Origin of the sequence: Ligilactobacillus apodemi DSM 16634 = JCM 16172 (assembly GCF_001434405.1) — a bacterium.
GTDB classification, from domain to species: domain Bacteria; phylum Bacillota; class Bacilli; order Lactobacillales; family Lactobacillaceae; genus Ligilactobacillus; species Ligilactobacillus apodemi.
The window spans coordinates 1,396-17,042 of record NZ_AZFT01000030.1 but is presented as its reverse complement, the minus strand read 5'-3'; the positions used below and the strand labels follow the sequence as shown (position 1 = coordinate 17,042).

Here is a 15,647-nt window from a genome sequence, read left to right as displayed (position 1 = left end):
AACTCGAATTGGAGATAGGGGGATCATTTAAGATGAAAAAAGTTTTAACTGTTAGTGCATTGAGTTTAGCAACATTTAGTGCGGTTCAAACAGCCAAAGCTGATGAGACGCAAACGAATTCAGGGCAAACTGACGATCGATCGACACAAGTTCAGCAGCAACAAGTATCGCCAGTCGATCAAGCACAGTCAAAAGTTACTGAAGCGCAAACAAATGTTAATGTTAAGCAAAATGAAGTAAACCAAGCCCAGGCTAAGGTAGATCAAGCACAAGTTAATTTAGAGACAACACAAAATGAATATAATGATGCTGCAAATAAAGAACAACAAGTTGCTAATGATGTAAATCAAGCTAAACAAGCTCAACAAGAAGCAGAAAAAACTGCTGAAAATGCAACGTCTGAAAATATCCAATCAACTAAAGATGATATTAATCAAACTCAACAACAAATTACAGATCAACAAACACAAGTTGATCAAGCTCAATCAGATTATGATGCTTCACAAAAAGTTGTTGAAGATGAACAAAACAAAGTAAATGATGCTCAAGCAGTTGTTGATCAAGCCCAAACTAAGGTCGATCAAGCTCAAGATATTGTTGATAATAGTAGTGCAAAGGATGCTCAAGATAAAGTAGATCAAGCTCAAGCTAATTTACAACAAGCTGAACAAGATAAAAAAAATGTTGAACAACAAATTTCTAACACAGAACAAGAAATTAATTCTAATCAAAATAAAGTAAATGATGCTCAATCAACAGTTGACCAAACTAAATCTGATTTAAATACTGCTAATGAACGAGTTGACCAAGCTAAAACAAATGTTGATAATGCTAATAAAGCTGTTTCAACTCAACAAAATAAAGTAAACGATCTTCAAAGCAAAGTAGATTCTTTAAAAGATCAAGTTGACAATGTAGTTATTGTGCCACAAATGCCAGAAAATGCAATGAAAGAAATTTTAGCTAATAATGTTTCAGCTGAAACTGCTAAAATGTTGCAAAATATGTATATGGATCCAAAAACATTTATCATTAATAATGATTACTTATATCATGGTCCGCAATCAGATAAAAATCGTCCAGCAGATTATGCTAATTTGACTTATGATCAAGCTAAAGAACTTACATTATTTGCTGCTGATCTAGTAAATCAATATCGTTCACAAGCTGGATTACCTCCAGTTAAAGTTAATGAAGATTCGATTTTATATGCTCTAGAAGCTGGACAAAAATCAAATGTTAAAAATTATCATGATACAAAAGTATTGCAAACTATTATGAAGGAACATAATGTATCATCATATGAAAATTTGCATAAAAGTTATAGTTCAGCCGAATTAGGTGAAATGAATACTATGTACGATTTAAAATATGAAATTTTTCAAGGTGTCGTTGCAATGATGTTTAACGATGCTGGATCTAATTGGGGACATGCTTATACAATTTTAAGTTCACATGAAAATGATGATTTTGAAAATAAAGATAATACATTTTTAGGTGTAAGCACCGATAAATTTGGCAACGTTCATTATGAATTCATTTATCCTATTACTTTATATAAGGATCAGTTTGCAGATTTGAATACAAAAGACTCTCAATTTAGCCAACAAAATTTGATCGATATTCCAGATAATGCAGCTACTATTAAAGAATATAATGATCAAAAGAATAAGTTAGCTACTGAAAATGCAACTCTGGATAACTTAAGATCTGTAGCACAAAAAGCAGAACGATCATACGCTGTTCAGTTAAACTCACAAAAAGATGCACAGATTAAAGTCGAGCAAGCACAAACAGCATTAGCTCAAGCTAAAGATGCTTTAGTACGCAGTCAAGCCCAACTTACTAAGCTAAAACAAGATCAACAAGTTGCTGTGAATAAAGTAGCTGTGGCTACACAGAATTTAGAACAAGCTCAAAATGCACTAAAAGCTGTTGAAGTAGAATTTAAATCTGAATTAGAAAAATTAGCTCAAGCCAAAGAAGAACTAAATACTGCAAAAAATCAGTTAGTTCAAGCTAAAACAAACTTATCTCAGGCCGTTGCTACTAGTGAAGACAAAAAGACTGAGTTAGAAAAGCAGATCACCAAATTAAATAATCTAAAAGCTCAGTTGGTTCAAAAGCAAGCTCAGTTGGAAAGTTATGAAAAAGCCGGAGTTAATTTAGCGAAGGCAAATGAAAACTATGCAGCTAAACAAGCTGAACATGTAACTGCTAAACAGGCATTAACATTCAAAGCAACAAAACTAGACCAAGCCAAAGCAGAATATGAAACGGCTAAAGCGGTATTGGATAAAACGACTGATGAACTGATTCAACTACAAAGCGAGTTAACTCAGGCTCAAAATGATCTTGCTCAAGCACTTAAAGAACGATCAGAAGAAGAACAAAGAAGACGTGAGCAAGAAAAAGAATTACAACGTGTAGAAAATGAACTAGCTGTTAAAGATAAGGGCTACCATGAGCATAATGGTCAAGTTGTAGATCAAAATGGTAAGCAAGTTTCAGGTTGGACTACTAAAAATGATAAGCTTGTCGATCCAGCAGGAAATGAATTTACTGTAGTTAGCAAAGAAGCTTCAAACGATACGACTGAAACACCTACTACGAGTTTTGAAAAGAACGCCCAAGATAGTGCTGCAAAGAAGGCAGAACTTGAGAAAAAAGCTCAAGTAGCCGTTCCACAAGCTTCTGAGAAAGTAACAGCTACTACTCGTGATAAGGTTGTAGCGCAAGTGACTGCCACCTCGGTAGTATCAGAAACAAGTAAAGATGAACAAAAACAAGGAAATACATTGCCACAGACAGGAGATAAGTCGGAAATGGGACTTGTTAGTCTTGGATTTACAATGATCCTTGGAATGCTTGGTGTAAATATCTTTAGAAAAAAACGTGTTAAGTAGTCTAAATAAATAATGTGGCATATTTATAATTACAAGTAGAAAAATTGTTGGAGGATATAAAAAATATGAATAATAAAGTGTTTTATAAAGAAATCATTCAAGATAATGAAGGGATGGATCAACAAGTTACAGTAACAGATAAAATGATTAGCTATGGTGGAAATAGTATATCCTTAAAAAAGGTAAACAATGTATCAGTTCAAAAGTATGGTGTGCCTTTTCCGAAGAGATCACTTTTAATCTTCGGATTAGCTCTTTTAGGATTGATTTTCTTCAATGAATTTGGATTATTGTTAGATCTTATTTTTATATTGGTAATGGGATTTTGTGGGTATAACATTTATTTTTGGACTCAAAATAATGTATATGGATCAATCGAATTTATAACCTCTGCAGGACAAACACATAGGATATTTTCTAGCCCATCTGATTTTCAGAAATTGAATAAGTTACACACTTATATTCTAGAAGCCATGGCTGAATTTTGATGTAGTTGCTAATTGAAAACGATAAGAAATTAATATTTAAAAAGTTTATATCTAGGTCATTTTAGTCTTTGATATAAACTTTTTTATAATCAGGATACTTAAACTGAGTAGCAGTGAATTATTTATAGGTGTAGTAAATTAGGTAGTTTAAATATCACTATGGATATAGATATCTGTTGTTTAAGGCATTTTCATATAAAGAGGGGGAGTATTGATGAGAAAATGTCCTAAATGCGGTCATAAAAACGATAATGATGCAAAGTATTGTAGTAATTGTAGAGAAAAATTAGTAGCTGATAGACATTCTGAAAAGAAAGAAGAAAATAAGCTCAAAAAATTCATGCCATATTTGTTAATAACGTTTTGTGTAGCTATAGCCGTCGTTATTTTTTTCTTTTTCAGTGGCAATAATACAAGTAAAACTACAACTAAAGTAACGTCAAGGATAGAAAAGAAAAGTAGTAGTGCAAGCACAGAAGATAAGCCAAAAAAGAGTAACTCCTCGATCAAGATGACCTCGTCTAGTGAAGAAAGTGAAAAATTGATTGTTAAAGATCTAACGCCAGAGCAAACTGCAGCGGCGATCATTTACTATGGATCGAAAAAAACAATGTCAGATCGAAATGTTTGGGAACCACTCTATGTATCTACTGAGCCAATAAATATCAATATAACTAAGAAAATAACATCTAATTTGGAAAAGCCAGGGCAAAATGTTCGGTATGCGGCGACGAATGCAACAGACGAATCTAAGAAGACTGCGTATTCTGGTAAACAATATATCGCACCTTCTTATACGATAGATCCAGATAATACGATCAATTATTATGATCCTAGAACTTTAGATGAAAATTTTGATAATATTTCGGCAGTAGAAAGCGTGAATTTAAAAGATATTGTCGAATATATCAATGAACAACATGCAGTTACAGAAGTCGATGCATTAAGTAAAAGGATCTCTATTCAGGATAACCGTTCTGAAGGGGATGGAAATGAAATAACAGATAGTGATCTAACAAATGATCGTTTACTGTGTGAGATCTTGATTTTTTATGCGATCAGTAATTACAAAGAATTTAAGGTACTGGATCAGGCAAGTAAAGATAGTTATCTGAATGTTTTGACTGATGACGACTATAGGACGCTCAAGGTCGCTGATGAACAAAATCGTAATACTTTTGTGATCGCTTATATTCCTAAAGTAAATGGGCAAGTAGTCAATATGTACACATTTGGTAGTTTAAATGCTGATCATCAAGTAGATCTAGTTACGAGTGGAATGACACCTGTCGATAGAAGTGAGATAGTAAAGTACGTAAATCAAGCAGGCGGTAAACGTGTTTTAAAAGATATGAAATTGAGCATAACAGATAACTGAGTAAAAGGAGGCGCAACATATGAAAAAGTGTCCAAAATGCGGGCATAAGAATGATAATGATGCCAATTTTTGCAGTAATTGTCGGGAAAAACTGGAAGAAAAAGTCAGCAGAGTCGATCAAAGTAGTGGCAAGAAGAAAAAGACTATTACTGTGATCGCAAGTATATTCTTGATATTGGTACTTGGAATCATAGCTGTCTTTTTGTTTACTAGAAATAACGATCAGACTACTACAGCTACTTCAAATAGTGGTACTGAAAGTTCTAAGAAAAGTAGCTTGACTGCTAAACAAAAGTCAGAATCAACGACCAAAAAGGAAGCTACAGCTAATTCCAAAAAAGAAACAGATAAATTAGTCGTTAATAAATTGACCCCGCAGCAGACAGCAGCAGCGATCATCTACTATGGAGTAGAAAATGTAAAACCATACGATACATGGAAAGAACTATATGATGCAAATTCGATCAATGTTTACATTACAAAGAGATTGATCAGTAATTTGGACAAACCAGGGCAGGGTATTCGGTACGCTTTGATAAAAGATACTAACACAAGTGATGAAAACTATATTGGGCCTTCGTACACTTTGAGTGCTGATAATACTGTCAATTACTACAGTTTTAATGGTTTTGGTGGACAACGTAGTACCAATTCTGAACAAAGTGTAGCCTTAGATACGATCATTAAATATATCAATGATAATAATGATCTAGCGACGATCAATAAGTTAGCCGAAAAGATCTCAGTTGAAGACAAGCGAGCTGAAAGTAGCAGTAATACTATTACGATAGATGATTACAATCAAGACCAACTGCTGAAGTATAAAGCCTTGATCTTATACGGTATAAATCACTGTGAAGAATGGAGGGCCTTACGTAATCCTGGCGCAAAATTTATTGTTACAAGCGGTGGACCTCTGATCACTATAACTCTTGATCAAGCCGGTGGTGGATTCCAAATTGCTGAAACTGCCGCTACCGATGGAGCAAAGAATGATCGCTATGTATTTGGGGGAGCCGATATTAGAACAGGTAAATTTTTACCAGGCACTAACACTGATGGAAGAGTAGGACTGATCAGCAGTAAAGAAGTCATCGATTATGCTAACCAAAGTGGTGGAAAGCAAAGACTTGATGAAATGAATGTGGAGATCCAATATAAGTAACTAATATCCCTAATAAAAAATAAAGGTGGTAACTTAGTTTAGTTGACCACCTTTATTTGGTTTAATCTTCATGATCATTACGATGAACTGTTTTTGAGATAGTGATGAAACTTTGAACGAGTCGTTTTTGATCAGTGGAAGATAATTGTTGAAGCTCGTGTTCTAATTCTTCAATATAGTGAATTTTTTCAGTTTTTGTTTGGGGTGCAACTAGAGTCGTAATAGGGACATTTAGAGCTGAAGCAATTTGTAGTAATTTGTTGAACGTGATCCCTTTTGTACCACGCTCGACAGCAGAGATAAAATTCAAGGATAACGAGCTTTTTTCGGCTAATTGTTCTTGTGTATAACCTCTCTTTTTTCTAAAAAAGCGAATGTTATCCCCGATATTGATGTTATTTTTCATGAGATCACCTTATCGTCAAGTATAAATATAACGATAGGTTAAATATTAACTGGTTTTAACTTCCTATTGGAATTATTAATAGTGTCTATAGTGTGAATTAATGTATAATTTAAAAGTACGCTATCTATTCTAAAGTACCTTGTAGATTGGTTTACTGCTAAAGATAGCACAAAAGTAAGTTAGGGAGAAATGTAGATTTATGACAAAAAGAAATTATGGGATCGATCTACTCAGGATCGTTTCGATGTATATGATCGTTTTGAATCATGTTTTGCTTATTGGGGGCGTGATCGGTCAAGCTACACAATTAGGAACAGGAACGTTCAATTATAAATTGAGTTGGTTGCTTGACATTATCTGTTATGGAGCTGTTAATTGCTATGCTTTGATATCGGGGTATGTAGGTGTTACGAGTCGATACAAACCTCAAAACATCATCCGCTTATGGTTACAAGTTTTATTTTATTCAGTCGTTTTGAATGTTGCAGTGGTAGCTTTAGTGCCTGGTCTAAAGCTAAGTAAAGAAGATATTCTGGCAATGTTTATGCCGATCTCATATCAAAGATACTGGTATTTTTCCGCGTATTTTGTGCTTTTTCTTTTTATACCGCTTTTGAACTATCTTTTGAATACTCTAAGTCGAGCTTCATTGCAAAAAATGCTCTTCATGCTGATCATGATCTTTTCTTTTGGCGAGACCTTTATCTTTCGGGTCAAAGATTTTCTAGCACTTAACAGTGGGTACAGCGCTTTATGGCTTCTTGTCTTGTATTTGATCGGGGGCTATATTCGCTTATATGATTGGAACTTATGGCATGCCGATCGACTGGTATTTAGTGGACTTGTACTCCTTTCTTTTATTTGCTTTTTAGCCTTTGGTGGTGAGGCAGGGCACGGGCGAGTCTTAGTCAACTATCCGGCGCCCACGATCCTGTTGATGGCAATTGCATTATTAGCTTACTTCAAAGACCTCAAACTTGATCCTCGAAGTATCAAATGGATAAAAGGTTTTGCTCCTTTGACGTTTGGGGTCTATTTGATCCACTTACAACCCATGGTAGCAGTACATCTTATACAGGGGCGTTTTAGCTCACTTGCAAAAGAGGCGCCTTTGATCTTATTAGTAGATGTTGTAGGTGGAAGTTTGTTGATCTATTTAGGATGTTCATTGCTTGAAAAATTAAGGCAAGTACTTTTTAGCTTATTAAGAATAGAGTTACTTGTCCAAAAGCTAGAAGCTCTTTTATTACGAGTCGTTCATTTAGGAACGAGGAGATTATAGTTGATGATCGAGGTGGATAAAGTGAACAGATCAAAAAGAAATATTGAGATCTTGATATTATTTTGTTGTTTGAGTTTCTTTTTTACCTTTTGGGTAGCCAGGACGCAATTATTGAGTGGCTTTACTTCAGACGGTAGTTTTCATTTCTCACGAGTAGAAGAGATCTATCAAAACTTGCGTTCGGGACAGTTATTTACATTTATTGCAACGCATACTTTCCACAATAGCGGTGTCGGTTCATTCTTATTTTATCCGACAGTCTTTTTATATCCTTGGGCGCTTTTAAGATTCGTATTTGATCCGATCATGGCTTTTTATATTTGGTATGGCCTTTTCATGTTTTTGACCCTTAGTTGTGCATATTATGCTATGTATGGTTTTTCACGTGATCGCTTGCGGGCGGTAATGTTTGCCCTTTTTTATACGATCTCGGTCTACCATGTTTATTTGGGACTTAGAAATTACGTTTTAGGTGAATTTATCGCCTATACTTTCGTTCCTCTTGCATTGTATGGCTTTTACGAAGTCATCTGGGGCGATCAGCGTAAGTGGCCCTTTTTGGCAGGAGGGATGGCCTTACTGACTTATAGTCACATGATCAGTGTTGTTATTGCAGTAGGGCTTTTTACTTGTTTATTTCTTTGCCGACTGGTAGTAGATCGCCATTTTCCAAAAGGAAGATGGATAGCACTTCTTAAAAGTGTAACAGTAACTTTTCTTTTGACCGCTTGGTTCATATATCCATTTGGGACAGATTTTATCAAAATGCGTTTAGGTACCCCTAGTTTTGGCTTTGCATTTTTATATAGTATGCAAGATCTATGGCAAGCATCTTTAGAAAATTATGCGACTAACCGTGGTCTAGGGATCGTTTTACTTGCAGTAGCACTTGGTGGTTGGTATTTTGTACGCCGTGATAAACGTGAATTGAGTCTCTATATCTTAGGGTTGATCTTTATCGTGTTGTCGACAAATCTTTTCCCATATACTGAGATAGCTCGGATCAAGCTTCTGAGGATCTTAGGCGTGATCCAGTTTCCATATCGATTTACGACCTATTCGTCATTATTTATGGCGGCTATCTTATCTTTGATCTTGGCGCGCATATTTAGACATTTCCAAGGTAAAGCAAAAGTATTAGTAGGCTTGTTTGTGCTTAGTATTGCAATGTGTTTATATGTTCAGACACTTACTCCTGTGCTGGAGCGACTCTATAATGTTTCAGCAACAACTCGATTAAAGAAAGCAACAGATAAATTTGCGATTCCTTCAGAAGGAGCTGTCATAGATAAAGGAAACTACTATGATCTTTATACTTATCGAATTCCTTATGGTGAGACCGATTATTATCCTAAAGTTGCATTTGACGGAAATATGATCGAGACAAATCCTAAGACGCAAAGTATTCTTTTACATCAGGCTTATATCGATCATAAAACGGTGGTGGTTTCGCCACGATCACAAGCTAATGCACTTGAGTATCAAATAAAATTAAAAAATGCGGCCACGGTCGATCTACCAGTCGTAGCTTATTCGAGCGAAAAAGTTTCCGTTAATGGTCAAACGAGTGCATATACAATCAGTGAGCGCGGAACAATTCAAGTCAACTTAGAACGTGGTGTGAATAAAATCACCGTCCGTTTTGAAATGAAGAAGACTTACTATGTTTTATTTGGTCTTGCCGTGCTGACATGGTTTGTTTTGCTCGTGACACCATTTATCAAATTGAAAAAAGTATCGCGCGATAGTAATTTATAGCCATACTTGAGTTCTAAACTTTCAACGAGTCCATTGATTTAGAGAGCTGGATGAGTTTTTGGGGAATATATTCTAGAGAGATGTTCAAAGTGGTTTGATCAATGTCATAATGATCATGTATTATTTTATATTACCCTTTCGAGGGTGATCGTGAGGTAGCCGGGCGGGGCTACCTTTTTTTAGATAAGTCAACTGAAGTGAGATGAATAAGATTATCGTCGCAAAAAAAGTGAGACGATTAGCGTAATCGTTGCAAAAAGATTGCGACGATGATACGATTTGGACAAGATAGGGGTGGGCCTAATGAAAGAGACAAAGACACTCGAATATAAAGAAAAGATCACCAATACTTTTCTTAAAACAGTCAGCGCTTATGCTAATTACGAGACAGGGGTCATCAAATTTGGGATCACAGATAGTGGTGAAGTGGTCGGGGTCACAGATCCTAAAGCAACTTGTTTGAATATCGAAAATAAGATCAATGATAGCATTGATCCTCGACCTAATTTTAAGTTAACGATCGAAGCGCATAACGTTATTGCTTTAAAAGTATTTGAGGGGTTAGAAAAACCGTATTTATATAAAGGCAAAGCCTATAAACGAAATGATACAGCTACGATCGAAGTTTCTCGGGGCGAGCTCAATCGCTTGACGTTACAAGGCGTGGAAAAAACTTTTGATGAGCAGCTAACATCGACTAAAGAACTACATTTCACAGCGCTTGAAAAAGAATTACAAGATAAACTGGGGATCAAAAAACTCACTCCTGATATTTTGAAGACGCTAGATCTTCTTTCACCTGCTGGGTATAATCACGCTGCAGAGTTACTCGCCGATGAAAATGACTTTACTGGGGTCGATCTAGTCTGATTTGGTAAGAGCATCGATGAGATCATGGAACGAAAAACGTTTAGACAGCGCTCGCTCTTGCTTCAATTTAGAGGTGCACTTAAGCAGTATCGAAAGTATTATGAATACGAACAAATAAGCGGAACAACAAGAAAGAAGGTACAATTGCTCCCTGAAGTTGCTTTTCGCGAAGCTGTGGCGAATGCTTTGGTACATCGGGCTTGGGATGAACGTGCGAATATTTTGATTTCACTGTATGAAGACCGGATAGAGATCAAATCTCCCGGTGGGTTACCCTTTGGGATCACAGAAGCTGGAGTATCTTAGCGGCTATCTTTCAGTTCCTCGTAATCCGCTCATCGCGAATATATTTTTTAGATTAAATTATATTGAAATGTTTGGTACAGGAATTTTACGCATTAAACAAGCCTATGTAAATGAAATCGTTTCGCCTAAATTTAAAGTAACACCTAATGCGTTGGTGGTGATTTTACCTGTGTTAAATGTTGCTGATGATTTGTCGGCGAATGAATGGCAAGTATTGGCACAATTTGAAGCAGACAAGCCATTATCTAAAAGACAATTAGTGGCTCAAACTAATTTGAGTGCTAGTAAGATCAGTCGCATCTTACCTAACCTAGTAGAGAAGAATTTACTCACTAAAATAGGTGCTGGTCGAGCAACGCAATACCATAATAACCAGGGAAATACAAAATGACCCCAGTCAAAATTTTTGACTGGGGCCTTGTTTGTTTAACCTTTAATAGCTAATAGTTTTTCTTTGACTGTCTTTAAATCTAGTGTGCTAAGATAAGGGATCGCTTCTTCCAGTTGTTCTGGCGAGAAGTCCCACCATTTTAAGTCTTCTAAGAAATTGATCGTTTCTTCATCAAACCGGTAGCGGATGACTTTGGCTGGATTTCCCCCGACGATCGCATATGGTGGCACATCTTTAGTAACTAGCGAACGGGCACCAATGATCGCACCATTACCGATCGTAACGCCAGGCATGATCATTGCTTGGCGTCCGATCCAAACGTCATTACCAATGATCGTATCGCCCTTATCAGGCATATCTTTTTTCGTCATCCCTTGTTTGTGGAGCCATTCTTCAGAGTATTCACCAAAAATATAGGTCGAGAAACTCTGAATCGGGTGGTTGGCAGCCCCCATGATGATTTCGACGCCGTTTGCGATCGAAGTAAATTTACCGATGATCAAATCACCGTGACCAGGGAAATTATACAAAACATTATCACGGTCAAAAACAACATCTTTTTGCCCATCTGTCCCATAGTATGTGTAGTCGCCAACTTTTATATTACTGGCAGTCACATGGTCTTTGAGTAATAACATCTTATCGTCTTTACTTTTTTTCATCGTGAGTCTCCTTTTTGTAGCTTATTTATATTGTATCCAACGCATCTAGCGTGTCAATCTAATTTTAAAATAACAAGCAATAAATATATAACAATTTAAGTTGTATATTATTTATTGTATAAAAACATATTTATAGAACTAACCAACATTTTTTCCGGATAAAAAGTTGTATTACCATAAAAATAGTTTTATAACAATATTTGATAGGCAGGATGTTTTTTAGGGAAGCATATTTTACAGAACGGGGAAGATGGTATTATGCTCTCAAAAAACAATCATAATTTACGTATACAAAAAATGGCATCTAAGCGCCAAAGATTTGCGATCAAGAAATTCACTATTGGGGTAGCATCAGTCTTGATCGGGACAACTTTTGCAGTTTATGCAGGTTCAAATAGTGTTCTGGCTGATCAAACGGGTAATGAGCAGCCAACACAAAGTCAACCGCAAGCGTCAACTACAGCTCAGGCACAGACAGCAACTTTAGGTGAAAAGCAGGCAACGTCTGAGCCAAAAGTAACCTCAGTTGCAGCTACAACAGTTAATACGCCAGCTGAACAGTCACAACAATCATCAGCACAAGCTAGTCAAGCAACGGCAGCTAAAGAAGTTACTGCACCTGAGCAAAAGGCACCGGTAGCATCGCAGTCAGTGGCTACGACACCACAAACAAATGCTACAGCAACAACTACGCCAACACAGGCGCCAGCAGTTGCAGCAACCTCAGCGGAAGTAGATTCACAGTCAGCGCCAACGCCAGTCACAAGTTCACCAGCACCAAAGGCAACGGTAGCAACAACGCCACAACCAACATCGACTGCGCCTACACCAACGTCAGCTGCAAAACAACCACAAGCAGCGACCGCCCAACCAGCGCAACCAACAGTAGTTCAACCTGAGACGGCGACGCCTAGTGTAACTGCAAGTCATGTGTCGAATATGACGCAATTTCAAACTGCTTTAAATAATAAAGCGGTCAGTGAGATCGTTTTAGATCAAGATTTAAAAAATACAACAAATAGTGATGTTTCCGTCAATAATAGTGGAGTAGCACGTAACGTTACTATTTGGGGAAATAAGACTGACGGGCAAAATGCAACTCTAGATATGGGAAATTCGTCACTTTATTTTTACAGCACAACGGCAAATACCAATAAAAAATGGAATCTCACCTTTAAGAATTTACATTTGCTGACAAATAATTATCAAGGGCATGGAGTCGTTAGATTTCAAAATAATGGCACTGATGCGACTGTAAATTTTGAGCAAGTTACTAATGATGGTAATGGGGTTTTAGCTTATGTTCCGAATGCTACTGTCAATTTGACCGATGTAACGTCTAAAGCTACTGCGCCAGTTAGTTCAGCTCAACCGACTGTGACCGCTAATAATGTTAATTTAGCTGGTAAAGTAGATTTAGCATCGTCCGTATCAAATACTAATACTCCGCAAAATCTGTATGTCAGTGGTGTTGTAACAGCTAAGGCGGGTTCGCAAGTCAATTTGACTACTAATAACAGTTATGGTAACCGCTTCCGGAATCTTTATGCAGGTTCTTTGAATGTAGAAAAAGGGGCAAGCTTAACAGTTAATGCTAATACGACCGCAAGTGGAGTTGCTGTGCCAAGTGGTGGTACTTCGGGTTACTTGGTCAATGGTTCGACAGCTGTTTATGTCAATAATGGTACGGCCAATATTGCTGGTGATCTAACAGTCAATGCAACTTCTAAAGATCAAACCTCAAATGGTGTAGTAGCTGCGCTTGTGTTAGGTGCCCCTGCAACAGCTGCTGGTGATCTTAAAGTTAGTGGTACATTGACCGTTAACGCAACCGATTCCCCTAATACTCGTGGTGTCTATTTTATCAATGATAATCATGTATTTGGGTTGATGAAAGATGCTAAAGTCACTTTAAATATGGGGCATGGTGTGTCAAGTGCAGTGTGGGATCCTGATAATTTAGTGCTAAATGAAGGCTCAAAATTACTGATCAATACCTATCAAGATAACAATGGTGGCACTAATGCTGGTATTTCAGCTAGTGGAGCTGGAGCACACTCAGGCGTGATCACTTTAAATTGGAATAGTAAACTCAGTCCAGATAATACCGACTTATTGACTGGTAATGTCCATGGTAACTTAAACATTAATAAAAATGCGACTTTGAAAATCGTCCGTAAAATGGATGTAAGATCTAAACAAGCAGCAACCCCGTTGATCTCGTATGGTGGTACTGGTGCAAATAATGGCTCGACTGCTTTAAATGTCGATCAAGGAACTTTAGATTTAGAAGATGGTCTGCAAATGGATAGTATGTATGGCACGCTTGATTATTACTATGACTATTTAGGGATAACAGATGACGCTAATTCACCGATCTATCCATTAGGAATGGTCGCAATGTACGGGGTAGCTACGGTCAATCGAGTGAATGTGGTTGATCCTAAGCTATTTAAGATGGTTCGGACAGGTAGACAAAAAGGGATGCTTTTCCGTTTAGAAGGAAAAGATAATAAAATCACGGTCTCAGCTACTAATGAGAAGACGATCCCGTTAAAATATGGCACAGTTGGTAATATTAAATACAGCAATGGTAATGTGTCTCAAGCCAAAAATTATGAGTGGAAAATAAAAGCTTTAAGCTCAAATAATTGGCAAGGTGACTACTCCATGAATTACAACGGAAGTAAAGAAGGAACACCATTTGGTTTGGCGAACTTAAATAGCGTTAGCTTTGCGCAAGATACTCCTCAAGCTGCTAAAGACGATTTTAATAACTATTTTAATTGGTGGGGTTCAAGTAATCTAGTGATGGGCACAGATTTAATTGCTTACCATCCAGTATATGAGTCAACAGCTGTAATGCAGACTGAAACTAAGACTGTAGTTGTGCAATACCAAGATAAAGAAAAGCCAACAGATGTTATGTATTCCTTAGTTGATCCAAATAAGGAATTTAGCTGGGTGACCGTAGCTCCAGATGGAACTTTGACTGTGGCACCAACAGCTCAAACAAAAGTAGGTCTGTATAACGTACCTGTAGTAGCTACATTTTCAAGCGGTGAAAAGAAAACAGTTTATGCAGGGATTGCGGTTGTTGATGGAACAACAAAGGTCACTTTTAATGATAAAGGAGCGTTATTTGCAGAAGTATCTCCGGTCGTAACGCATAAGACAAGTGGTCGTAATATTTTTCCAACTGCGACTCAAGTGGTAGATTCACTAACTACTTATCAAAGGGATCCTAGGACAGGAGATTATTTTAAAAATGCTACCTACTTTATAAATGCAGAGCAAGATTTGGTTAATGAAAATGATGGTAGCCTTTTAAAGGGTGCTAAGGTATCTTGGCAAGATAATGATTTAACGACAGTTGTACCAACTGGGAGTGATGATACTAGCTCTAGTGAAGAAAATGCTGTGATTGGAGTAAATAATGAAAATGTTGATTTTCCTGATTTAGGTAAATTTTCAAACTTAGGAAATATGTCGGTACCAGTCAACGTTTATGGAGCAACTCCAAATAATGGTAAGGCAGTGACCCAAGGGGTATATAGTTCGATTCCTAGGGCAAGTTCGATGGTTCAAACTACAGATCTTACAGCTAGTCACAATTCAGGTTTTACTTCGATAACTTGGCAAAAACAGCCATCCTTGGAAGAAGTATATCCAGTAGTAGTAAGTGGTAGCGTTAATATAAACTTTGCCGATGGAACACACTTAATTGTGCCGGTAACCCTTATGGTCAATAGTAGCTTAGCTAGTCAATATACGCCTAAAGGTCAATTAGTAAAGACGGATTTAAATAAGTCCCCATTGGCTGAAGCTGGAATAGCTAATAAATCTGAATTACCAAAAAATACAGCTTATGCTTGGGTATCGCCGGTAGAAGTTACTACGCCAGGATTGAAAAATGGTACGGTAGATGTAGCTTATCCAGACGGCTCAGAAACTGAAGTGTCAGTGCAAGTGAAAGTAGGCACTGATGCTGATCAATATCGTCCACAGGGACAATTAGTGAAAACCGATTTAGGT

General features: G+C 37.0%; 12 protein-coding genes. 10 read left to right on the top strand and 2 right to left on the bottom strand.

Going from position 1 to position 15,647, the window contains the following annotated elements; all coding sequences use genetic code 11:
- Positions 1–32 precede the first annotated feature (32 nt).
- The 4 genes from FC32_RS02270 (at position 33) to FC32_RS02255 (ending at position 5,937) form a co-directional block, all read left to right on the top strand.
- On the top strand, positions 33–2,906 hold the full coding sequence (locus FC32_RS02270; protein WP_025087334.1) for an SEC10/PgrA surface exclusion domain-containing protein: 2,874 nt from the start codon (positions 33–35) through the stop codon (positions 2,904–2,906).
- Positions 2,907–2,971: 65 nt separating this feature from the next.
- A complete protein-coding gene (locus FC32_RS02265) occupies positions 2,972–3,394 on the top strand; it encodes a hypothetical protein (protein ID WP_025087333.1) in 423 nt (140 codons plus the stop codon).
- Between the two features lie 214 nt (positions 3,395–3,608).
- Positions 3,609–4,772 (top strand): zinc ribbon domain-containing protein, encoded by a 1,164-nt coding sequence (locus FC32_RS02260; protein ID WP_025087332.1) that lies wholly within the window; start codon positions 3,609–3,611, stop codon positions 4,770–4,772.
- A gap of 19 nt (positions 4,773–4,791) precedes the next feature.
- Entirely contained in the window at positions 4,792–5,937 is a 1,146-nt protein-coding gene (locus tag FC32_RS02255; RefSeq protein ID WP_025087331.1) for a zinc ribbon domain-containing protein, read from the top strand.
- A 61-nt stretch (positions 5,938–5,998) separates the two neighbouring features.
- Here FC32_RS02255 and FC32_RS02250 read toward each other — a convergent pair whose 3' ends face one another.
- Positions 5,999–6,343: a helix-turn-helix domain-containing protein gene (locus tag FC32_RS02250; RefSeq protein WP_025087330.1), complete on the bottom strand. Its 345-nt coding sequence runs from the start codon at positions 6,341–6,343 to the stop codon at positions 5,999–6,001.
- 199 nt (positions 6,344–6,542) lie between these two features.
- Here FC32_RS02250 and FC32_RS02245 point away from each other — a divergent pair, with 199 nt between their 5' ends.
- The 5 genes from FC32_RS02245 (at position 6,543) to FC32_RS10920 (ending at position 10,950) form a co-directional block, all read left to right on the top strand.
- On the top strand, positions 6,543–7,625 hold the full coding sequence (locus FC32_RS02245; protein ID WP_025087329.1) for an acyltransferase: 1,083 nt from the start codon (positions 6,543–6,545) through the stop codon (positions 7,623–7,625).
- A gap of 21 nt (positions 7,626–7,646) precedes the next feature.
- The gene (locus tag FC32_RS02240; RefSeq protein ID WP_155891469.1) at positions 7,647–9,383 is read left to right on the top strand and encodes a glycosyltransferase family protein; all 1,737 of its coding nucleotides are present in this window, start codon (positions 7,647–7,649) and stop codon (positions 9,381–9,383) included.
- A 303-nt stretch (positions 9,384–9,686) separates the two neighbouring features.
- Complete coding sequence (locus FC32_RS10930) at positions 9,687–10,253, top strand: AlbA family DNA-binding domain-containing protein (protein WP_235722539.1); 567 nt, start codon at positions 9,687–9,689, stop codon at positions 10,251–10,253.
- Between the two features lie 24 nt (positions 10,254–10,277).
- Positions 10,278–10,559 (top strand): ATP-binding protein, encoded by a 282-nt coding sequence (locus FC32_RS10925; RefSeq protein WP_235722537.1) that lies wholly within the window; start codon positions 10,278–10,280, stop codon positions 10,557–10,559.
- On the top strand, positions 10,531–10,950 hold the full coding sequence (locus tag FC32_RS10920) for an ATP-binding protein (RefSeq protein WP_235722534.1): 420 nt from the start codon (positions 10,531–10,533) through the stop codon (positions 10,948–10,950). The genes FC32_RS10925 and FC32_RS10920 overlap by 29 nt, the downstream gene beginning before the upstream one ends.
- A 35-nt stretch (positions 10,951–10,985) precedes the next feature.
- On the opposite strand, the gene FC32_RS11100 is transcribed toward FC32_RS10920, so the two are convergent.
- Positions 10,986–11,612: a CatB-related O-acetyltransferase gene (locus tag FC32_RS11100; protein WP_025087327.1), complete on the bottom strand. Its 627-nt coding sequence runs from the start codon at positions 11,610–11,612 to the stop codon at positions 10,986–10,988.
- 258 nt (positions 11,613–11,870) lie between these two features.
- Here FC32_RS11100 and FC32_RS02225 point away from each other — a divergent pair.
- Positions 11,871–15,647 (top strand): Rib/alpha-like domain-containing protein (locus tag FC32_RS02225; RefSeq protein WP_202812952.1); only part of this gene is annotated, 3,777 nt, incomplete at its 3' end.